Below are 21853 nucleotides of genomic sequence, written 5' to 3'. Positions count from 1 at the left end.
ATCACTGGCTCGGATGGATATCTAGAGCCAGATTCTCATTCTAGTGACCAATTAAGTCAATAGTCACAAACTCAGACTAAGGTGCCATGCTGCGCAATATCAATGCCGAGAGATGGACAGTGGTTTCTTCGGCCCGATCAAGGCTGTACTGCAACAATACGGGGTTGATGTAGGGCCACATCACCAGGTAAATGGCATTGGCCACTTCATCCAGCGGCGTCTTGCGCTCGAACTCGCCAGCCTCCCGGCCTTCCCGGACAATCTGCTCGATCAACTGCCGAAGCCGCGTTTCATGACCCCGGGCCGAAGGCCACTGATCCCTGGCCGAGACAGCGGCAATGTCATAGAGCTTGCGATCCAGGAAAAACAGGCTGCTGCCCGCCTCCACCAAGGCCTTGAGCATTCGCCGCAGCTTTTCGGAAGCAGTCGGCGCATCCACAACGGCGGCATCGACGATTTCCATGATGGCAGCCAGTCGGTTGCTGCAAATCACTTCACCAATCGCCTGCTTGGAGTCGAAGAATTTGTAGATATAGGCCTTGGAAAAGCCGATGGCGCGGGCCAGATCGGACACCGTGGTCTTCTCGTACCCATAATGGCCGAAGTGCTGGGTGGCAGCTTCGACGATCTGGTCACGAACGTTATGATCCAAAGGACCACGCGAAGGGGATACATTCTGCTTTTCAGTCATTTTTCCAGCCTGGCTTGCGTGACCCTGATTGATAAATAGTGACTATATTGTGATTTGGTCATGAATTTCCATCTTTTAAACAGAGTCTCCTGATCGGCATCAGCCCTGAAATGCCCCCGCTTATTCATGAAAACAGCTCATGACGGCATCCCGCTCGCGGTCTTAATCAATCCTTGTGCGTCTTCTATGATGCCTGTTCAACTCTGCTCCTGCTCTCAAGGATTCCGGATGAATGAGTCTGCGCCACAGGTAATCGGCCTCATATTGGCTGCCGGACGCAGCAGACGCTTTGCCGACGACAAACGCCGGGCGCTTCTGCCCGACGGGCGCAGCATGCTGCAAGCCAGTATCGACACTGCCAGACAGTCCTTCAATGAGCTCTGGGTGGTGCTGCGCAGCGATGACGATGCACAAGCGCTGGGGATTGTGCCCGATGTCTGCATCGTGCGCAGCGAACAGGCCGAGCTTGGCATGGGACACAGCCTGGCCAGCGGTATCGAAGCACTGATGCCCTCGCCCGCCATTGCAGTCGCCGTCCTGCTTGCCGACATGCCCTGGCTGCAAGCCGCGACGCTGCACAGCCTTGTGCAACTGGCCGACCCGCAGCGTATCGCACAGCCGGTATATGAAGGCCAGCGCGGCCATCCAGTGATCATAGGCCGCCGGTTCTGGCCCGAGTTGCTGCTGCTCGAAGGCGATCAGGGTGCCAGAACACTGCTGGCAGCCAATGCGTCGGTTTGCGACCTCATGGCAACCGATGATCCCGGCACCGTGCGCGACGTCGATACGCCAGAACAGATTCTGCAGGGACTTTCAGGCCCCCGGTAGTCACTTATCCAGAGCAGCCGCCTGAGCGTATTCCTGATCACTGACCTGTTGCATCCAGTCCACGACCTTGCCATCCAGAACCTCGGCAATCGCAATGTGGGTCATGCCGGTTTGCGCCGTCGCGCCATGCCAGTGCCTGGTATGAGGTGGAATCCATACCGTATCGCCGGGCCGGATAGTTTTGATCGGTTGCCCTTGCTGCTGAACCAGGCCCGTACCTGCAGTGACGATCAGGGTCTGCCCCAAAGGGTGGGTATGCCAGGCGGTGCGAGCGCCCGGTTCGAAGGTGACCGTTGCGCCACTGACGCGTGCATCGCCGGTGCCCTTGAAAGGCGCATCCACGCGCACCTGGCCAGTGAAATAATCCGCAGGCCCCTTGGCCGAAGGCTGTGAGCCGTTTTGAGTGACAGTCACAACCGGGCTCGTCTCGCTATGAGCCTCGGCTGCCAGAAGAGAAAGGGAAAGTGCTGTTGCTGCGAGCGTCTTCATGGACAGTCCTCCATCTATATGGATGAGCGCTCCGCGAGGGCATGAAGGACGTCAAACAGGGAGCTGCCTGGCTCATACCCACTCTGTAAGCGGCTGCGTCGAGTTTGCCGAATCCCTTTGTGGCGACACGACATGCCCAATCTATCAGCCAGAAGAGCCAGTGATTAACCGGCTTAATCCGCTAACCGCCATGAGCCAGCTTGATCAATAGCGGCAATCAGGCTGCGCTGGAACGCTTGACCGTCACGATCAGAATGCCACCGATGATCGCCATGATCCCGACAATCAACGTCATCGTCAGTTGCTCCCCCATAAAGATCACCGACATCAACAACCCAACGACCGGTACACCGAGCATCGCTGTCGACATGCTGGTACTGGAAAGCCACATGCTGGCGGCATTGACCGCGCAAAAACAGAACGCTGTAGCCAGAGGCCCCATGAAAATCAGGATCTCCCACAAGGTTCTCGAGCCATCGCCGGTGAAAGGCCCTTCCGTGAAGTAAGCCAGTGCGATCAGGGGAATAGTGGCAACCAGCATCTGCCAGGGTGCCAGTTGATAGGCGCTGGCGGTGTTCTTTGAGTAACGCAGATGCAGGATGCACATGGCCCAGCAGAATGAGGCCGCCAGCAGCATCAGGTTGGCTTTCACCAATGCGCCGTTGCCCCAGTCCAGCGTCAGAGGATTGAACAGCACACAGACACCGACGCCCCCCAGCAGTGTGCCGATCAGTTGCCGCGTGGACAGCTTTTCACGCAGGAACATGACAGCAATCGGCGTGACCCAGAGCGGCGTGGTGTAGGCCAGAACGGCAGAACGGCCGGCTGGCACCTGAGTCATGGCAATTGCACCCAGCACGGTAAAGGTCAGCATCTGCAGCAGACCGACACTCAGGATCAGTGGCAGATCCTGGCGAGTGGGCAGCCGCAGCTTGCCGGTCACCAGTTGCAATGCCAGCAGACAGGCCGCACCGGTCGCAAAGCGCAGGGTTGAAAACCAGACAGGCGTAATGTGCTCAAGACCAGCCTTCATGACCGGCCAGTTAGCGCCCCAGATCAGGATGGCCATGATCAAGAGAAGCACACCCTTGGCCTTGGGCGAAGACACCAGACTCTGCGAATGAGCCGAGTCGGTCACCATGGCGCTGTGCTTGCTTGCGTCTGACATGTTTTCCCTCTTCTGAACGAGCGCTTCGAGGGAAAAATTTTAACTGGCGTATCGGGAGAAAGTTTCTCCCTTCTTGGCTATCAATCCATCGGATCAAAGATGTAATCTCTGCAAAATCACGATTTGGCAGAGGTTTATTCTTTTGAAAAAACTGGATCGAACCGATATCAGCATTCTGAACAGCCTGCAGCAGGATGCCGGGATCACCAATGCGGACCTGGGGCGCTCGGTAAACCTGTCACCCACGCCCTGCTTCAATCGGGTCAAGGCCATGGAAGAAGCAGGCCTGATCAAAGGCCAGGTGACGCTGCTGGACCCGCAGGTGCTGGGTCTGCATCTCAATGTCTTTATCCATGTCAGTCTGGAAAAGCAGGTAGAAGGAGCCTTGCAGCTGTTCGAGCAGGCTGTGGCCGACCGCCCGGAGGTGATGGAGTGCTACCTGATGACCGGAGATGCCGATTATCTGCTGCGGATTCTGGTGGCCAACATTCAGGACCTGGAACGCTTCATTCTGGATCATCTGTCGAAGATTCCAGGGGTCGCGAATATCCGCTCCAGCTTTGCTCTCAAGCAGGTGCTTTACAAGACCGCCCTGCCGCTGCCACCCAACGGGCTGACCCTGGCCAACCCCAGATAATCGCTCTCAATGCTCAGCCTGAGGAGTGGTGAAACTGGCAAAAGTCAGGTGTGCGCCTGACTCGATCAGGAAATTGATCAACGCCGACATGGCCGGACCGGCGAAATGCTCCGTCATTTCAGAAGCACTTGCCCAATGCCCGCTCAGAAGCCAGAGACAAGGCTCATGGGGGCTACGGCTGCACGTATACCCAAGACATCCCGAGGCGTCCTGAAGCGGATCAATATGCAGCTTCAAGCGACTTTCGAAAAGCGGGTCCGTGTCTTCGATAAAACGAATTTCCAATGCATTCATCGCATTGATATGCATTACAGCCCTCTCCCACGAAATTCCGACCAGAACTCACACCATCTGTGCGCAAGCGAACTTAACGATCTGGCGACCTGATGACTATAAGGGCTGACTGAATGTACTCATGAGCCGATCTCATCAATCACAAACCCATAGAAAAGGACACAGCCCTAAACTTCGGGCCAGACAGGCCGAAAACAGGAAGGACGGGGGTTTTCAAACGCCTACAAGGGGCAGAAAAACACCCTTCTGTGACCGATTAATCGCCGATCAGGCAACAATACTGGATACATTCAGTAATATTTAGCGTGCTATCGATTGCAGGAAAACGCGCTGATCTTTGCGTGAACGGCGCACAAAAAGCAGTTTCTGGATGACATCAGGCACGGCAACGTAGGCAGGATAAGGCTCTGGGACGTGATGGCACCTCGCACCGGAGGTTCACATTATGCGAAAATGTCGCGTCATCGCCGACTTGGAGCGCCCGCCAGAACATGGCAGCATGCGCGCCCTCGCCCGGTCTGTCGATGATGAGCTTATGACACGCAGGTCACTCTGGCATGTCACGGCAGCCTTGATGAGGGACAAGACACCACAGATGTGTCTGTGAATACCGAGCCTGAGGCGAAATTCCGTGAGGAAGCTGATGGGGATGGCTTGCGCTTGCAGGGGAATGTCTTTGCTGCGCAGGAAGCCGTACCAACAGAACTATGTGTCACTCAAGCCGCTGAAGCCAATGATGATAAGAAGTCAGCGCAGGAGGACATAGAAAGTGAGGTCTAAAGCGTTATTGTATTGGCCTTGTATGTCCACCTCTAGTCCTTGTAGGTGCGAGAGTTTGTCGCATGCGGCATAGCATGCGACACGCCACAGCTCCCACAGACAGAGCCGGAGGGCGGATGGCGTTTATCATATGGATCACAGTATGTTGAAGAAAATGAACACGGCTCTGCTGGGCCTGGCCATGTCGATGGGCTTCATGCCCGTGCATGCGGCCGAAGCAAAAAAAGTAGACGTTTTGCTCATCGGGGGAGGAATCATGAGTTCGACCCTGGGTATCTGGCTCAATGAGCTGGAGCCAGGCTGGTCGATCGAAATGGTTGAGCGTCTTGATGGTGTCGCCCAGGAAAGCTCGAACGGCTGGAACAACGCCGGTACGGGTCACTCTGCCCTGGCCGAGCTGAACTACACGCCAGAAAAAGACGGCAAGATCGACGTCTCCAAGGCCATCGAAATCAACGAATCCTTCCAGATCTCCCGCCAGTTCTGGGCGTGGCAGGTCAAGAACGGTGTGTTGAAAAACCCGCGTTCGTTCATCAACTACACCCCGCACATGAGCTTCCTGTGGGGCGACAAGAACATCTCGTTCCTGAAAAGACGCTATGAAGCCCTGAAGGTCAACCCTCTCTTCAGCGCCATGCAGTACTCCGAAGATCAGGAGCAGATCAAGAAGTGGGTTCCGCTGATGATGGAAGGGCGTGACCCGAACCAGAAAATCGCGGCCACCTGGACTCCGATCGGCACCGACGTGAACTTCGGCGAAATCACTCGCCAGTTCGTGGGCCACCTGAAGAACCAGCCTAACTTCAATCTGCAACTGTCGAGCGAAGTCGAAGACATCAAGCGTAATGCCGATGGTTCGTGGCGCGTGTCCTACAAGAACCTGAAAGACGGTAAAGAAACCGAAACCGACGCCAAGTTCGTCTTCATCGGCGCGGGCGGTGGTGCACTGCACCTGCTGCAGAAGTCCGGCATTCCTGAAGCCAAGGAATACGGTGCCTTCCCTGTTGGTGGCTCGTTCCTCGTGACCGAAAACCCGACGATTGCCGATATGCACATGGCCAAAGCCTATGGCCAGGCTTCGGTTGGCGCACCTCCGATGTCGGTTCCTCACCTGGACACCCGCGTACTGGATGGCAAGCGCGTTATCCTGTTTGGCCCATTCGCGACCTTCTCCACGAAGTTCCTGAAAGAAGGCTCTTACCTGGACCTGCTGACCAGCACCACCCTGCACAACGTCTGGCCAATGACCCGGGTCGGCATCAAGGAATACCCGCTGGTTGAGTACCTTGCCGGCCAGCTGATGCAGTCCGATGACGATCGCTTCGCAGCCCTGAAAGAATACTTCCCGAACGCCAAGAAAGAAGACTGGCGTCTGTGGCAGGCAGGTCAACGCGTTCAGATCATCAAGCGCGATGAAGAGAAAGGCGGCGTCCTGAAACTGGGTACCGAGATTGTCAGCTCCAAGGACAACAGCATTGCCGGCCTGCTGGGTGCATCGCCAGGTGCATCGACCGCAGCTCCGATCATGCTGGGCGTTCTCGAGAAAGTCTTCAAGGACAAGGTTGCAACTCCTGCCTGGCAGGAAAAGCTGCACCAGATCATCCCGAGCTACGGCACCAAGCTGAACGATCATCCTGATCAGGTTGCCAAGGAATGGGCTTACACCAGCGAAATCCTGCAACTGCCAGCGCCTCCAGCCGTTGGCGCTGCAGCACCCGCAGCAGCTCCGGCAGCCACACCTGCCAAGCCACGCGAAAGCAACGCAGCGACTGATATGGCGCTGTAATGCCAAAGCCCCATCAAACCTGGTTTGATGGGGCTTTTTTCTACAAGCGGGAAATACCGCCTTACCACACTCCCCTTGTAAGCTCTCTAGCTCCTGACGCCTACTTCGCGAACAACTGACTCATGTCCTTGAATGCCTTGAACTCAAGCGCATTGCCGCAAGGATCCAGCAGAAACATGGTCGCCTGCTCACCCACCTGCCCCTTGAACCGAATGTAAGGCTCGATCACGAAGCGGGTCTCGAACGACCTCAAACGCTCGGCAAGCGCCTCCCACTGCTCCCACTGCAACACAATGCCAAAGTGCGGAACCGGCACGTCATGGCCGTCCACCGGATTGCTGTGAGCACTTTCCTGCACCGCATTCTTGGGGGCTTCATGAATCACAAGCTGATGACCATAAAAGTTGAAATCGACCCAATGATCGCTGGAGCGCCCTTCTTCCAGGCCAAACACCTGGCCATAGAAAGAGCGCGCAGCCGCAAGGTCGTAGACCGGGATCGCAAGGTGAAAGGGAGAAAGGTTCATCAGGAACTCCAGGCTTTTTGGTTTTATCAACCGCAAGGTCTTGCTCGCGATCGCTCAAGTACTGGAGAAATCATAGAAGCAGCGACTCACCAATAAAATCAATATATATTTCTCAGATTAACAAAAGAGATTTATCAATGATTCGCGAGCTGAAGACCCTTGTCGCGGTCGCACAGGAAGGCACTTTCGCTGCCGCCGGGAACCGGATCGGCCTGACCCAGGCTGCCGTCAGCGCACAAATGCAACGCCTGGAAACCGAACTGGGCTATTCACTATTCAACCGCAAGGGGCGCACCGCACATCTGAACCGGATGGGACATCAAACCCTCCTGCAAGCCCAGGAGTTGCTCCGCCTGTATAACAACCTTGGCTCGACAGCTTCCGGCCAGCCCGAGAGCATACTGCTCAACATCGGCGCGATTGCTTCGGTACAGCGCTCATTGCTACCCGATGCCCTGGCCACCTTTCACAGCCAATGGCCACAGTGCCGAACCCGCGTCATACCGGGCGTATCCATGCAACTGCTCAATCTGGTGGATGCCGGAGAGATCGACATGGCCGCCATCATCCGCCCTCCATTCGCCCTGCAAAGCGACCTGCGCTGGACCGCCCTGGCCAGCGAACCCTATCGCCTGATCGTCCCGAACCATCTACCCGGCGACGACTGGACCGAACTGCTCTGCACCCAACCCCTGATCCGCTACGACCGCACCTCGTTCGGCGGACGACAGGTCGACCGCTTCCTGCGCCAGATGCACTTCACCCTGCGCGAAACCTGCGAACTGGACGAGCTGGAAGCCATCATCAAACTGGTCGCCAACGGTGTCGGGGTGGCCCTGGTTCCGCAGACAGCCGACCACAGACAATGGCCAGCCGAAGTGCGAGCACTGGAACTGGGCTCACATACATTCCATCGGGATGTGGGACTGGTGCATCGGGCAAAGGAGAATCTGAGCGAGCCGGTGAGGCTGCTGATCGAATTGGTGGAGGGACTGGTGCAAGGCACGTGACGCAAACCATCACGCAAATGACAGATCTTGCTGCAGCCGCACACATTCAGCGCGCGACTGCAGTTTCCACTACAACGTTTTAGCGGTGAGGACGAGGGCAAGGCAGCCCGGTATCATCGCAAGCCGTGTTGATGCGCAAACCACTGCTCAGGCGACTGGCGACCTGCAGCGGCATCGCCGTGGAGCTCTTGGCGCCGGCCTTGGCCGCATCCTGAGCCTGGACCTGGGCATATTTACCTTCCTGGACAGAAACAGGTTGCTGACTGACAGCAGCAAACGCCATTCCTTGCAGACCGATCACGGCTGCGGTGGTGACCATAAGCTTTTTCAATACGGACTTACCTGTTACTCGATTCATGATACTTCCTCTCGATAGCTTGATATTGAGTTGATGCGAGTAAGGCTTTTTGTTTTCTTGCCGGCAGAGCTGGCTGCCGTGGGAGAATGTATCCTCTGAATCATGAACATTTATATACAGCGATACATGAATAATATTTTACTTGACAAAATAAAAAATAATAAAACACATCTCAAAAAGCCTGATCGGAAGCAATCATCGAATCGGCTACCACTCAAACCAACATATCTTCAGCACCACAGACAGCCGATAACTGACAACCAAGTTGGCGCACCATAACCGGGCATATATAACTTATAGAGAAAAAAGTTAGTGCACGAGACAAGGAAAGTAGGAGCAAGTCGGCGAGATAACCGACCGATCTAACTGAAGAAAAATTAAAAAGACCATATCTCTGATATCAAGCCAAATGAATGCCGCAAACCTCTCTTCACCAAGCAACACCCACTCCACAACCACCATAAATCAATGACTTATTGAGCAAAACAACTAAAATCCTTGTTTTAAGCCTTATGCCCCCAACTCCGGGGACAATAAGAAATCCTTCCATTCCCGCTCTAAAGTTAACAGCCAGACAGACGATAATAAGTCCCTGCCCGCCCCACCCCACCATCAAATCAATGAACAAACCAAGCCACCCCACCAAAAATGGCTAAGTCAGGAGTAGTCCATATTTAAAAAACTTAGCATTTCTCAGAAACTTTACTTAAGTTTCGCTACAGTCAGCGTCATTATTGCCATATTGGTAGCGGGTGCCTATCGGGGTTTTGAGCAAGTCCAGGATGCCACGAACAGCAATATTCACACCTATCAGGTCCTCGGCGATACGCAACTGGCCCTTGAACAACTGGTCAACATCGAAACCGGCATGCGAGGTTTCGTCATCTCTTCAAAGGATTTGTTTCTGGAACCGTTGATTGCGGGAGAAAAAAGCTTCTCTGAAAAGCTTCAGTCACTCAAAAAGCTGACAGCTGACAATCCGGATCAGCAACGGCGCCTCGCCCTGCTGGAGGAAACCCAAAAACGCTGGATCAATGAAGATATCGATCCAATCATTGCACTGCGCAAGGACCTGACAGCACGCGACATGCCCGACGATGAACTGGACAAGCGCATTACGTCAGGTGCCGACAAAGCCAAGATGGACAGCATGCGCGCCACCCTGGCCGAGATCAAAGGAGCAGAGAACCAGCTGCTGGAAAAAAGAAGCCAGCACATGAAGAGCTCGAAGGAGCTTGCCCTCATGATCCTGATCTGGGGAGGCCTTGCCGCCGTCGCACTCTCTCTTTTTCTGGCTGCCACCCTGGGACGCAGTACCACGGCGCGCCTGCAAATGGCCATCGATGCTGCCACCGCAATTGCCAATGGCAAGCTGGATACAGCCATCGACACCAGCAGTCATGACCAACTGCCGAAAGCCTTCGATCGCATGCAGAATCGCTTGCGCGAAACCATCCAGCAGATAAACCAGGCGGCGAATCAACTGGTAGTTGCCGTGCAACAGATTTCAGGCGCTTCCACACAATTGTCCGGTGCCATTCAGGAACAATCGACATCGGCCTCGATGATGGCCGCCACCATCGAAGAGCTGACCGTAAGCATCCATCATGTTTCCGAAAACGCCGATGAAGCCCACCAGATCGCCAGCCATTCGGGACAGCAATCCAGGGAAGGTGCACACGTCATCGAAAATACGCTTTCCAGCATGAGCGGCATAGCCAAGACGGTGCAGCATTCATCTGCCCAGGTCGCCGATCTTGGTCAGCATTCGGAACACATTTCGTCGATCATCGGCGTGATTCAAGGCATCGCAGACCAGACCAACCTCCTGGCACTCAATGCCGCCATCGAAGCAGCCCGTGCCGGAGAACAAGGTCGCGGTTTCGCAGTGGTTGCCGATGAAGTGCGCCTGCTGGCACAGAACACCGGCAAGTCGACCAAGGAAATCGCAGGCATGATCGAGAAGATTCAGGCCGGAGTTCGCGAAACGGTAGAAACCATGCGCAATGGCGTAGAGGAAGTGAACCAGGGCGTGACCATGGCCGGAACTGCCGGCCAGGCCATCATCGAAATCCGCGACAGCTCCAGCAAAGTGCTGCATGTAGTCGATCAGATTTCCTTCGCCCTTCGCGAACAGACTGCCGCCAGCCAGGACGTAGCCCGAAGCGTAGAACGCTCGGCGCAAATGGCCGAACAGAACAACCAATCGATTCAGGAACTGCTCAAGACCAGCAGCAGCCTGGACAACCTTGCGGCGGGCCTGCAGCGGGAAGTGGCCAAGTTTCAGGTCTGAGCCCTGAAGACCCAGGCTTCTGCACCAGCCAGAAGCCCGGGTCTGCGTCCGCACATTGCAAGCTCAGCCCCTGACGAAACTCCGAGAGCCGAAGAGACAATCAGCCTCCTCGGCAACTCGGTATCAGGCAAACAGATCGACACCCAGCTGGAAAGCGACCCAGAGCGCCAGGCATGTTGCGAAGAACAATGCGATATTTTCAAACAGGTTATTGCGATATTTCTTGTCCAGCAGCGACTTCTGGTTGGACATGATCAACAGGCCCAGCGAAATGACCGGCAAACCAATGATGTTCAGCGCACTGACCCCGATGGTCAAGGTCACGAAGTCCGGCATGCCAGGCAGCGACCAGATCAATGGCGTCACCAGAATGAACAGCATGAACCACTTGTGCATGGGGTCATGGTGAAACTCTTTACCGTACTTCTCGCGACGAGCAGGACTGACATGCTGGAGCGCATCGGTAATCAGCATCGGGAATGCCGTGGTTTTTCCTGAAATACTGGCGAACAGAGTCGCGAATACACCGATAAAGAACACATACCAACCAGCGGGGCCAAAGAACATTTCCAGCGCCTTGCCCAAGTCACCCAGGGTCTTCACCTCGATACCGTTAGGTCGCAGAATTTCCGCTCCGACAATCCAGATGGCCAGGTTAATGACGATCCCGACGCACACGGCAAACAATAAATCGTTACGCTGAATACGCTTGTGCTGCGGCCCTACCCAGCCCTTCTGGCGCATGACATATGGATGCACGAAGTTTGCAATGGAACCTGCAACCGCGCCGATCACCGATACCGCAACCAGCAGCGCACCATGCACACCTTCATCCGGCGGAATACTGAAACCGATGGTGCCTTTGACGATACCCACAACATCCGGGCCGGACATGACAGCCAGGGCGATAAAGGCCAGAGTCATGACAGCCAACAGCAACTTCATCACACCTTCGATCATTGAATAGATGTTGCGACCGACCAGCATCCAGACAGCCAGCACCACCGCTACCGAACAGAGCAATGGGTGGTCGATCTTGAACAGCATCGCCAGCGACTCACCTGCCCCCTTGATCATGTAGGCATTCATCAAATGCCCCATCAGCAAGGCATAAACAAGCATGAACCAGGCAAAAAAGGGATTCAGTTGCGCATAGCCCTGAAGGATTGTCATGCCTTGGTTGTTGCACAACTGGAAGCGAGCAATGATGTTTACGATCAGATATCTGAGCAGCAGAGAAACCGCCAGCACCCACATCATCGCGTAACCGTAATTAGCTCCTGCGACAGACGACGTGATCAGATCACCTGCACCTAGCCAGGACAGTACGGCAATGATGCCGGGGCCCAGTAGTTTCAGCATTCGTGTAAACCGATTTTGCGCGCGCCCGGATGCCTGACCTTCGACGGAAGGAATGCTTGCCATAGAGGATGTCTCCATTATTGTTTTTGTTAGATCCACAGCAGTCGAACACAGCTCATTAGACGTCGTACAACAATTCTGGAGAAAATGTGTTTTTAGATGTTTCGGCTTCAGGGGGTCAGTCTGAGTTGATGAAGGTTTCTCAGTGCTTATGGCACTGTGAGAGTGCGAAACTTTGCGGGTCATACAACGAGTAAGGTTGCAGTGCTTCGGTGACGGCAGCTTCGGTCCATTCAGTGCGTTCGATGCCCGACACGCTGGCAAGGAAGATATCCTTGGTGCCCTCACCTTCTTCTTGCGTGCCATCCTGCTCCGGAAACTCCCCGCCGATGCGAATGCCATCGCTGATCCTGACAGAGGTGATCGAACCGTCGCTGTGCAACTCCTGCAATGTGTTGAGCACGTCGATCTGCTCAATCCGCAAAGCCCAGCTCATCGATAAGGTTAAGCTTGATGATCTCGGCGGTGCTAGCGAGTTTCCAGGCGCGCCTCTGTGACAGGTATACGCCCCCATGCGCTTGTAAACGGCCACAACGCCTGGGTGATAGTCACCACTGGCCAAAATGCCACCGTCCTTCAGGGAAGCTAGACGAAGCTGCATCCCCCAGATAAATACGCGGCGTTCACAGGGCGAACGGGCCTCGTTGAGCTTGGCGACAAAGCTTGCAGAAGTTTCACGCAGTTCGGCCGCAGCCAGGGCTTTCAGGTCCGCAAACAGTCCTTCCGGATCATTGTGAATCTGCTGCTTGGGTATTCGCCAAGCTCGATACAGCGGGTGCTCGCCGCGACGAATGAAAAGCCCTGCCTGGCCAGCAAGACCTTGTTGCCACCCTCCAGGTACGTGAGCGAGAGCCCATAATCATAACCATAACCATCGTTAACAGCGGCTTTGAGCAAGCAAGGCGCAGAACGCTTGAGGAGTGTGCTCATCTGGAAGTGATCGTCGTGGCATCAAGGTTTTTCTGAACACGTGAAGCGATTCCACTGGAATCACCCCGGCGACAGAACGAGCTGATTCCAGTGGAATCACATAGCAAATTGATGAGCAGGATTGCTTGGCTGTTTAGACGGCTGATCTGGTTTTAACAATTGAAGGTGACGAACCTTCCAAACAACCTGAAGATCTCTCATATTAAGGCTGAGCTTCTGGTTGCCCACTACAAAATAGACATGACCCATATTCTCGTCGCAACGCAACGGCATTGCACGGCGCTAGCCGTTTTCTCTGCGAGCAGCGTATCCCAAAGCACCACCCCGCATTATTAAAATGTTGCTCGTCAACAGGTGAATCTTGATTCCAGCAATTCAATAGCATACCTGTGCTATCGCAAATCATCATCGGGTCAATTACTGTTTCCCGCTAGAGAGATATTTAAAGGTTCATTCAGGTCGAGTAATCAATATGCTTCGTGCCACGTTATCTTCAATGCTGACACTCGCTGTCTCACTCCAGTCTCTGCACAGCATGCTTCGCTGCCTTCGGCAGCTCCTACAGAAAATGCATTCCTATCCAGTAGTTTGCATTGTTTGATGAGGGCGAATTCCCTCGCAAACAAGCTGTGCACTCACAGCATCCTTATCGTCAGGACTGCCGACTTCCCGGATGAGTCCGCACTGAGATACGCACCATGATTAATTCACGCTGAGGAATCAGACATGCAGTTGCACCTGTCACTAAAGTCCTTGATTCCGGAATGCATGCAATGGCTTGATCGGGCCCGGACCTCGGGCGATGTCGACCGCTATACAAGCGCCATGGAAGATCATCTCGCAGTTGCCGGCCGCCTTAGCCCCAAGGTCGGAATACAGCTTGGACGAATCAGCCACTTTTGGAGCGTCGCCGCCTGCGACGCCTACTTTCGTGCGGATCTGAATGAGCTTGCTTGTTTTTTCAGGTGGACGATTGAAAGCCGTGCGCTGTTGCTGCGCTGGGATGCGGTACACAGTCAGTTGCGTCCACAGCTTGGCAAATGGCCCCAGGAGTACTCAGATAGCCTGCGTGCTGCAGGCCCCACAGTGCTGTCTCACTGGGATATAGGCAAGATGAGCGCGCAGCGCTATCTGGAAATGGCGGAGAAAGATGCGCGGCTCAATCTGTTCCCTCAGTCACGTCGAATCGCCCACAACACCCACGATGTGTTTTTAACGTTCCTGCTCTGCGACGCCTATGCACTGTCGACTCTGTTTGAGCCACGCAAGCCCTTGATTGCCGCCTATCAGGGGCTTCTGGATAACTGGAAGACCCAGGACCAGAACACTTTTGCGCACCACATGAGGCAGGCCGCTGAATTCCATATCAGTCGGAGTAAATACAGCAGGGGTTCGAAATCTTACGAATTCGACTATGACTTTGATCGCGTCTTCCCGATCGAGTTACTGGCAGTCCTTGCGCTACGACGTCGGGGCAACCTTGCAGACTTTCCAACGGGGCACGTGCTGATTGATGGGCCGTGGTCGGTGCTAAAAGATCTGCCTTGCGCTGAGCCTCACTCTCTCATCGCGGCTGTTCTGAAACGCATAAAGAGTGGCTATCCGCAGTTTCTCTGACCGAAGACTCGGCAGACTCCAGCAAGAGAAGCTTAAATGACTACTAGGCAATTACCGGAAAAAGAACAGTTCGGCAGTGGGTCCGAGATGGACGTTGAGATCGAAAACCTGGATGCCCTTTTAGCGCCTCCAAGCCGAATTCTCAGGCCTGAAAACGGTGGATTTCCGTCCCTGCCGGAGGTGCCGCATTTGGTGCATGCCAAAAAGTCAAAGCGAATGCCCCCCCCCCTGATCTTGAGGGTCGATTCAGCGGGTACTGGCTGGTCTCCCAGCGTCTCAAGCAAGTCTTCGAATCAATAGATCCAGATGGATTCAATTTCCTTGCGTGCAACTACACGCTGCCGGATGGTTCAAATGGTCCGCCGCATTACCTCTGTGACGTGGTACGCATGATGGCGGCATTAGATGAAGAAAAATCTACTTATCAGGTTCGCACAGGTCATGAATTCGAGACTGGCAAACCGTTCAGGATAATGACCTTTGCAGGTGGCGCACATCTCGCCTTCAAAAAGGATCTTGTGGGTTCTGCCCATGTTTTCCGCATGGCTGAGAAGAAGTCGTCAGTCATTTGTGATCGCATGATGTACACCGCGATTAGAAAAGCCGGTATTGGCGTCAAGCCAGTTTCTGGTGGTCTTTTATGGCGCGACGCTGCCGATATGTGAAAGGTATGTCCAGTCTGAATGTCTTAATAACATACCCGTTAAAGACGGACCTATAGTACGGGTGTGCTATTGGAAAAATGCCCTGCACCCGTAACTTACAGTTGATCGCAGATGTAAGACTTTGTATTCAGAGTACAGAACCTTATTTCAAAAGTATTAACGTTGTCAGCTTCCGGGTGACCGCCTTCTTAAAGACCGAAGCTCAACGACCGGGGGTATTGCTAATGATCAGCGCTGATCACATCCACCGATCAAAGCAAGTGCGAGCGTTGCGCAACTGAACATCTTGAGTGGCATGTATTTCCCCTAACTGTTTAGATGAAGCCCACCCATTGACGTCTGGGCAACAGCTTATTGCAGACTCATCAATATTTTCTAAACACTGGTTCCGTGCAGTCGCTGTAAATGACCGAACACTCAACGCCAGCATTTTCACGACATCTCTTTATGTCGTTACGCGAAGCAAGTGGAATATCTGCCACCGATGAGATGTGACTCTCTGCGGCGCCCGACACTGGAGTTGCCATCGCAACACATTGGTTCATGTAGGTAAAGGTGACATAGCACTCTTGAAACCCCGCAGACTGGCACTGATCGATGGCATCCTTTTCCGCGTCGCTCTTTGACACTTGAGCCACCGCAGCACATGCCTGGGGAGTTTTTTTGAGTTGACAATCGCCCCTCCCCAGGTTTTGATCCATTCGCCGGTTGGGCGAGGAGGTCGCTCTCTGCTGGATTGCGGTTAATGGGGCATGCACTGAGCGCTGCCCGCCTGCGCGCCATTGGGCACCTTGTCTGCGCGCTGGCATGTACGCCGAAAGTTGTTTTCTGAGGGGGTACCCGCGTAACGAACCAGATTGCCGGTCAGCGTACGCCAGACTCGTCAAGGCAGTGGTAGCGCTGACCTGACGTTATCTATTCACTGACGTGGAGCGTTAGTCTCAGGCCCCCAAAACGCTCTATAGGTGAACTCCGGCAACGTATTCGCGAGCTCCGGTCGACCTATTTTGATCATGCCGTTAGTTCGCCGAGAGCTCGCGTTACATACGAAATCATAGGGCCGCTCCATCACGCTGCGGGCAACCGGCGCCCACTGACTGCTCGTTGGTTCTTGGGTGATCTCACCCGAAGGCATTTGAGCATTCGCTGCCTCTACACGGTACCGGCCAGCCTTACACTGAAAGGAAATCGTGTACATGGCGTAAAGAGGCTTGTCCTTGTCTTCGAAAACATAAACAACAACCACTGAGCGAGTGGGTTCAGCACCTGATTTCGAAGGAGTATCCGCGACGGAAAGAGCATCGGCATAAATGACTTGCCGTTTCGGCTTATCCCCACTTCCAAAGATTAACCACCAGTCAGGCTGTGCGGCAAAAGCCATACTTGGGGCGATGACGAGTGGGGACAGTACGGCGAGCACCAAAGCAAATCTATGCACCAGCGTTTACTCCCGGAGTTGCTGACAATAAGAACTGAACTGACGTTAATGATCGCACACCCTCTTTAGCGTTCAATAGCACACCTGTACTATTCAACACGACAAGTCCGGAACCTAGGTGGGGTCTGGAAATTTCACTACGGGAATTGAAAAGTATGCTCAAAAACCTATTCAACAGCCTTTTCAATCGCCCGCTGACAAAAGAGCAGTTCGCTGAATACCTCATCGCCGCCGCCCGCGAACAAGGCTTTACCGGCCCTATTGAATACCGCCCGGAAGAATTCAGAATCGAGCATGGCGATAACAGCTACCTGAATCTTCACAATGCGTTTGACGAGTATCAGAACGCTGATAAAACCGAAAAGCCTCAAATAGTGGCCAGGTATGTGACGGTGTTTATCCATGCCAGCTCCGCCCCCTCAGCATCGTCCCGGACTTTCGAAGACACCAGAGCCCTGTTGCGGCCGGTTATTCGTAGCCTGGCGACGTATGAGGAAATTCGCCTGAATCAGGTCCGCACTAAAGGCTGGGAAGCCCCGTTCGAAATAGCCCAGCGGGCCTTTGGCAAAGATTGCGCTGTACTGCTCGCCGTCGATTACCCCGATTCGCTATCAACCTTGTTCAACGGTATACCTGATGAATGGGGTATCACGCTGGACGAAGCATTATCGATTGCAATTCGAAACCTGCGTGAGGACACCGAAGACTGCTTCGAAGAGGTTGCGCCGGGACTTCATGTCGGTCGCTGGAATGACGGTTATGACATCAGTCGGGTACTGCTGCCTGACGTGTTGCAGCGAATCCCCTTGCAGGGACAGCCCGTTTTCATGATGCCAACCCGCGATGTTTTGATGGTGGCCGGCGCCAAGGATGAGCACGGAATTCGCCACATGATCGAGGTCTGCTTCCAGGTGATCGAAACCGGATGCGCCGTTTCCAGCCAGCTGTATACGTATCAGGACGAAAAGGTCGTCACGTTCTTGCCTCAGGATCAGGACAGCCAGGCCCGTCTCGCCACACTGGAACGCATGCTCCTTCAGGGTGAATACGATTCACAAAAGACGCTTCTTGATGCGCTCCATGAGGAACAACAGGAGGATGTGTTCGTTGCGTCTTACTTGCTCTACAAATTGGACGAGTCCAGCGAAAGCACTTTTTCCATCTGTAGCTGGGCAGAAAACGTCATCACGCTGCTTCCCAAAACAGACCGGATTTCGCTTGTTCAACCTCTGCAGGATGGAACAACCCATACGCGCATTGTGGAATGGGACGAACTTGAACGCTGGTTCGGCAAGTTGATGAAGCCCGTGGCGCTCTACCCGGTCAGGTACCGGGTCGACGGGTTCCCGACGGCCGAACAGCTCAGCGAACGACCGTAAATGATCAGGCCACCAGCACTTCAAACCACTGCCACGGGGTCAGCTTCGTCACCATCATCAACACCACGCTGAACACGCCGAAACAACCGCAAACGCCCATCCAGAACCATTTCTGATATAGGGTGTGGTATCGATCATCCAGTAACAGGCCCTGTTCAACCGCGCTCAATGCCAGCCCATGCATCCGCTTTTGCAGGACAAGGACCGGCAGCCAGAGGGCACCGACGCCAATGAAGATCGCCACCGAAGTCATCAACCAGGGTACAGCCCCGCAAGCGTCACCAGCAGGTAGCCGTGGGCGTTAATCCAGATATCGAAACGCACCACCATCGCACAGACATGAGCGGTGACTTGCGGGTTGCGAGTGCGACTGGCAGCGATCAGATAAAGCCTCGATCAACCCTGCTCATCCGAGAAGCGTACGGCCAGTTGTATATTCTGCGGATCGTTCATAGCTGCCAGATACTCTTCAACGCTGACCTCCCCCCACACAGGGTCGAGCGCCTGGCTGCGGACGATACTGCTGAGTGACTTTCGCCATCAGCGCAACCGCAGCGCAACTGGGTATTTCCGGACCTTTGTCGTTGTGCGCCGTTAGCTACGCATTCATAGTCAGGGCTTTACCGTCCACGCCGACACCCTTCACATCAATGCACATCGCACTGAGACCGTCACCGAAGCGCTCGAACAGCGCTCCCCAGCGATGCAGTCGTGCGGCACATCCCATGCCAGCCCTGCGCGCAAGGAGGCTGCCAACAGGTAATTGGCTACGCCCCCAAGCTTGAGGCCCGAGCCTACTTTAAAACTAAGGGTGTGCGCGCCATAACGGCTGCCAAAAATGTCGATATCAGACATTCAGTCTCCTTACAGAGGTGGCAAGCGAGTTGAAAGCAATTGAACAGCATGTCGAATAAAATGAAATAGTGAAAAGCTCTACGACACATGGAACTATTTACAACGCAGTCGCAAACCCAAGACCACAACCCTGAACTAAATATTACTCAGCCAGCTTACACAGAACACAATTTTTCTTAAGTTCACCACTTCCAAAAAAAGCGTCCATAAAACCACAGTTCTCCACCTCGTAATCCACTACGATGTCTTGAGGGTCAGCGGTGACATTGACGGAGCAATACTCTCTCCACGTTTGTTGTTGGTAATGATCGGTAATTTGTAGATACCCGGCGCTCCGGTCATGAGTGGCGCCCATGTATTTATTCTCCGAAAACGTACCCTTATATCGGGTCCATCCATAGATGGTGTACGCCGGATTTTTACTATCAGGCTCTACCCAATCCGGCGGGCCGCCCATCAGGGGCGCAAGTTTTGCGATGGCCTCATTGACATCTTTCCCCCGGGCATCTTTTACACTACTAAGTTCCTGACTCGGAATCGAAGTACAACCCACCAAAAAAGACAGCAGAACGGCGACAAGCGCATGTTTTGTGGCTGCGTTCCTTAAAACTCTGACAGCGGCTGGTTGGGCGGAAAGCTCTACCGTCGGCTCAGACCTTTCATTCATCATGCTTGTCATACACTGTCTCGTTCAAAATTACTGAAATGGGTCGAATCGTGAAAAAAAGCATATTCGACGCTTCGAAGTTTTTCGATAGTGCAGGTGTACTATCGGCCTCCCGATGCCACGATCCTCAGTGTGTAATGAGTGCCTATAAGCCCTATGACAATCACCAAAGGATGAGCGTCCGTTTAGATCAAAACCTGTTGAAGAACGGCTCAGTGCATTCAGTAAATGTTACCTTGCAGACTGCGCCCTGACGGCGCTCACAACTTTCCATGGCGCGAGCGCCTGCGGTTTTCTCATCTTTGCCCGTGTAGATACTGCTATTGCCGACACCTGCTGATGGTAGAGCCATTGCCACGCACGGATTGAAATACGTCATATCAACCTTACAGTCCGTAGCGCCCGACGCATTGCATTTGCCCAGCACTTCCTGCCAGGCGTCTTCTTCACTGAATTTACCGGTGGTGCTCCAGACTTCATCCCGCTGGGCATAACCCGCAATTGCTCCCCATGTCTTGATCCACTCCCCTGTTGGCCTTGGCGGCGCCTCTTCTCTTGATGTACCAGCGTCAGCCCCGCACTGGGGGCTGCCTGGCGCCACACCGCTTGGGCATGCCGTTTGAGCAAATGAAGACTGCGCGATCAGCAGCAGGCCAACTATAAGTAACGGGAGACGTAACATTCTGGGGGTCCTTCGGGATGTGCTCTTCATCGTTAAGTTCACAAGCGCTATTCCAGCAAAAGACGCCGGACGAGGCCTTCGATATACGCTTCATCCTGACCATTTGGATGTGCCTCGAACGCCAGGTGCAGGTACTCGTGCGTCAGGTCGAGACGGTCTTGAAGCGACAGCAGGCCGCGTACGTAGATCCGGTTGCGTTCGCGGTCGAAATGGGGATTACCGAAAGCCACAACACATACGGCAAAGGTACTGACTTCGTTGTAACCTACCTCCCCTTCGAGCCGTTGACGCCAGACCCGGCGCTGTTATTGCAGCCACTCCTGAGCGTCGGGCAATGCTGTGCAGGACGCGACCGGATTGTCCCAGCGACTGAGGCTTGCGCGTGGATAGGCGTGGGACAGGATGGCGTCGTAACGCTGACCCGCGTTGGCTTGTTCTACCGCTTGCTCCCAGGGCAATTTGTCGGCATCCGGTTGCGTCAAGTGATAGGTCACATTCGTGCCCACGAGGATCAGGTCGCTGGTCCACGCGGCTATACGCCGTGCCTCGGCACTCGCCGGGCGCGACGCGACGCGCTGTCGGTTGCTGCTGTAGCCCTGTTTGGCAAGGTTAAGGGATATCTCAAAGTGCGGCTTGATGTACTCCGCTACGCGAAACGCGCTGCTGCAGGCCTGATCCTTGTACCTGAAACGCACTTCGTAACCACCGGAAACGGCATTGTCCAGAAGCTGAAAGCGGCCTTGAGCGCCCGCCTTCGAATCAAGCTTCAGGGCCAGCGACTGCAGCGCAGTACCGGTGGCATCGAGGATGGTCACGTCAACATCGGCAGCGACTGGCGCCACTGAGTCTCGTGCATTCTTGAACTCCCGCCCGACGATCTTCTACGAGACCCAGTCTCCGGGGCGGTATAACGGCCGGTCAGTGAAAGCGAAGAGTTTGGTGTCGTAGATCTCGCTGTCGTAATAGAAATTCTCCGCAGCGAAAACACCGCCCTCTTGATCTTCACCGATCAAGAATGAGCGTTCGGGGCTGACGTGTTTGAGCCTGAGTAAACACTGCGCATCAGTCGCGCCACTGCTCATGTCATGACGCCCAGGCCGTTGGTCCAGAGTACGTTGACCTTCTCGGCTGGACTGCCTTCATTTTTGCGGGCAGCCCACACCAGAAGCTCATCACCGGCAACCTTGCTCACCGCAACGGTATTGGAGACGAACACCATGATCGTGGCGCGGTACTTACCAATCAGCGCCTCTTCCAGCAAACCATCCGGGCGGCCCAAGTGCAGTTTGTCACTGGCAATTTCGGCCATTGGCGCCTTGGGTTTGTGCATGAACCAGC

20 protein-coding genes and 5 pseudogenes are annotated in these 21853 nt (G+C 54.4%); 10 read left to right on the top strand and 15 right to left on the bottom strand.

Annotated features, from left to right (window positions below; translation table 11 throughout):
* Positions 1-76: 76 nt before the first annotated feature.
* Positions 77-691, bottom strand: a complete 615-nt coding sequence (locus JSY17_RS00655) for a TetR/AcrR family transcriptional regulator (protein ID WP_117164877.1) — start codon at positions 689-691, stop codon at positions 77-79.
* 228 nt (positions 692-919) lie between these two features.
* On the opposite strand from JSY17_RS00655, the gene JSY17_RS00650 reads away from it, so the two are divergent.
* Positions 920-1519, top strand: a complete 600-nt coding sequence (locus JSY17_RS00650; protein WP_206401027.1) for a nucleotidyltransferase family protein — start codon at positions 920-922, stop codon at positions 1517-1519.
* Here JSY17_RS00650 and JSY17_RS00645 read toward each other — a convergent pair whose 3' ends face one another.
* Both JSY17_RS00645 and JSY17_RS00640 read right to left on the bottom strand, forming a co-directional pair.
* On the bottom strand, positions 1520-2008 hold the full coding sequence (locus tag JSY17_RS00645; protein ID WP_200998159.1) for a (R)-mandelonitrile lyase: 489 nt from the start codon (positions 2006-2008) through the stop codon (positions 1520-1522).
* 217 nt (positions 2009-2225) lie between these two features.
* A complete protein-coding gene (locus JSY17_RS00640) occupies positions 2226-3176 on the bottom strand; it encodes a DMT family transporter (protein WP_205417629.1) in 951 nt (316 codons plus the stop codon).
* Between the two features lie 142 nt (positions 3177-3318).
* Here JSY17_RS00640 and JSY17_RS00635 point away from each other — a divergent pair, with 142 nt between their 5' ends.
* On the top strand, positions 3319-3813 hold the full coding sequence (locus JSY17_RS00635) for an Lrp/AsnC family transcriptional regulator (protein WP_117181001.1): 495 nt from the start codon (positions 3319-3321) through the stop codon (positions 3811-3813).
* A gap of 6 nt (positions 3814-3819) precedes the next feature.
* On the opposite strand, the gene JSY17_RS00630 is transcribed toward JSY17_RS00635, so the two are convergent.
* Positions 3820-4122: a putative quinol monooxygenase gene (locus tag JSY17_RS00630; RefSeq protein WP_200977816.1), complete on the bottom strand. Its 303-nt coding sequence runs from the start codon at positions 4120-4122 to the stop codon at positions 3820-3822.
* Between the two features lie 588 nt (positions 4123-4710).
* Here JSY17_RS00630 and JSY17_RS00625 point away from each other — a divergent pair.
* Both JSY17_RS00625 and mqo read left to right on the top strand, forming a co-directional pair.
* Positions 4711-4887, top strand: a complete 177-nt coding sequence (locus JSY17_RS00625; RefSeq protein WP_162883147.1) for a hypothetical protein — start codon at positions 4711-4713, stop codon at positions 4885-4887.
* A 142-nt stretch (positions 4888-5029) separates the two neighbouring features.
* Positions 5030-6673, top strand: a complete 1644-nt coding sequence (gene mqo / locus JSY17_RS00620) for a malate dehydrogenase (quinone) (protein WP_122372708.1) — start codon at positions 5030-5032, stop codon at positions 6671-6673.
* A gap of 100 nt (positions 6674-6773) precedes the next feature.
* Here the strand turns inward: mqo and JSY17_RS00615 are convergent, their stop codons facing one another.
* Complete coding sequence (locus JSY17_RS00615; RefSeq protein WP_117181004.1) at positions 6774-7199, bottom strand: VOC family protein; 426 nt, start codon at positions 7197-7199, stop codon at positions 6774-6776.
* A 137-nt stretch (positions 7200-7336) separates the two neighbouring features.
* Here JSY17_RS00615 and JSY17_RS00610 point away from each other — a divergent pair, with 137 nt between their 5' ends.
* Entirely contained in the window at positions 7337-8209 is an 873-nt protein-coding gene (locus JSY17_RS00610; RefSeq protein WP_206401026.1) for a LysR substrate-binding domain-containing protein, read from the top strand.
* Between the two features lie 79 nt (positions 8210-8288).
* On the opposite strand, the gene JSY17_RS00605 is transcribed toward JSY17_RS00610, so the two are convergent.
* Positions 8289-8540, bottom strand: a complete 252-nt coding sequence (locus tag JSY17_RS00605; RefSeq protein WP_117181006.1) for a hypothetical protein — start codon at positions 8538-8540, stop codon at positions 8289-8291.
* A 697-nt stretch (positions 8541-9237) separates the two neighbouring features.
* Here JSY17_RS00605 and JSY17_RS00600 point away from each other — a divergent pair.
* Positions 9238-10860, top strand: a complete 1623-nt coding sequence (locus tag JSY17_RS00600; RefSeq protein ID WP_206401398.1) for a methyl-accepting chemotaxis protein — start codon at positions 9238-9240, stop codon at positions 10858-10860.
* Between the two features lie 123 nt (positions 10861-10983).
* Here the strand turns inward: JSY17_RS00600 and JSY17_RS00595 are convergent, their stop codons facing one another.
* Both JSY17_RS00595 and JSY17_RS00590 read right to left on the bottom strand, forming a co-directional pair.
* Positions 10984-12285, bottom strand: coding sequence for an Nramp family divalent metal transporter (locus tag JSY17_RS00595; RefSeq protein WP_206401023.1), 1302 nt, complete (start codon positions 12283-12285; stop codon positions 10984-10986).
* Between the two features lie 139 nt (positions 12286-12424).
* Positions 12425-12718: a hypothetical protein gene (locus tag JSY17_RS00590; RefSeq protein ID WP_117164887.1), complete on the bottom strand. Its 294-nt coding sequence runs from the start codon at positions 12716-12718 to the stop codon at positions 12425-12427.
* Between the two features lie 1220 nt (positions 12719-13938).
* On the opposite strand from JSY17_RS00590, the gene JSY17_RS00585 reads away from it, so the two are divergent.
* From JSY17_RS00585 to JSY17_RS25820, 3 genes and pseudogenes are all read left to right on the top strand, one after another.
* Entirely contained in the window at positions 13939-14829 is an 891-nt protein-coding gene (locus JSY17_RS00585; protein ID WP_206401021.1) for a hypothetical protein, read from the top strand.
* Between the two features lie 36 nt (positions 14830-14865).
* Positions 14866-15048 (top strand): annotated as a pseudogene (locus tag JSY17_RS25935) (imm11 family protein); the annotation flags it as partial.
* Positions 14991-15494 carry an imm11 family protein gene (locus JSY17_RS25820; protein WP_332875268.1) on the top strand — a complete coding sequence of 168 codons (504 nt, stop codon included), beginning with the start codon at positions 14991-14993 and terminating at the stop codon, positions 15492-15494. The pseudogene JSY17_RS25935 and the gene JSY17_RS25820, both read left to right, overlap by 58 nt.
* A 365-nt stretch (positions 15495-15859) precedes the next feature.
* On the opposite strand, the gene JSY17_RS25930 is transcribed toward JSY17_RS25820, so the two are convergent.
* The gene (locus JSY17_RS25930) at positions 15860-16195 is read right to left on the bottom strand and encodes a DUF4189 domain-containing protein (RefSeq protein WP_404823402.1); all 336 of its coding nucleotides are present in this window, start codon (positions 16193-16195) and stop codon (positions 15860-15862) included.
* 892 nt (positions 16196-17087) lie between these two features.
* Here JSY17_RS25930 and JSY17_RS00565 point away from each other — a divergent pair.
* On the top strand, positions 17088-18311 hold the full coding sequence (locus tag JSY17_RS00565; protein ID WP_206401013.1) for a DUF1444 family protein: 1224 nt from the start codon (positions 17088-17090) through the stop codon (positions 18309-18311).
* A 4-nt stretch (positions 18312-18315) separates the two neighbouring features.
* Here the strand turns inward: JSY17_RS00565 and JSY17_RS25550 are convergent.
* The 6 genes and pseudogenes from JSY17_RS25550 to JSY17_RS25895 all read right to left on the bottom strand — a co-directional run.
* Positions 18316-18707, bottom strand: a pseudogene (locus tag JSY17_RS25550) (DUF2269 family protein); the annotation flags it as partial.
* Positions 18708-19160 (bottom strand): annotated as a pseudogene (locus JSY17_RS00555) (saccharopine dehydrogenase); the annotation flags it as partial.
* A gap of 148 nt (positions 19161-19308) precedes the next feature.
* The gene (locus JSY17_RS00550) at positions 19309-19845 is read right to left on the bottom strand and encodes a hypothetical protein (protein ID WP_117164896.1); all 537 of its coding nucleotides are present in this window, start codon (positions 19843-19845) and stop codon (positions 19309-19311) included.
* 178 nt (positions 19846-20023) lie between these two features.
* A complete protein-coding gene (locus tag JSY17_RS00545) occupies positions 20024-20515 on the bottom strand; it encodes a DUF4189 domain-containing protein (RefSeq protein ID WP_206401011.1) in 492 nt (163 codons plus the stop codon).
* Between the two features lie 47 nt (positions 20516-20562).
* A pseudogene (locus tag JSY17_RS25900) lies at positions 20563-21105 on the bottom strand (DUF2300 domain-containing protein); the annotation flags it as partial.
* A pseudogene (locus JSY17_RS25895) lies at positions 21106-21776 on the bottom strand (MG2 domain-containing protein); the annotation flags it as partial.
* Positions 21777-21853: the final 77 nt, after the last annotated feature.

The organism is Pseudomonas capsici (genome assembly GCF_017165765.1).
Lineage (GTDB): Bacteria > Pseudomonadota > Gammaproteobacteria > Pseudomonadales > Pseudomonadaceae > Aquipseudomonas > Aquipseudomonas capsici.
The sequence above is the reverse complement of the archived record's forward strand: the minus strand, read 5'-3'. Positions and strand labels throughout refer to the sequence as shown.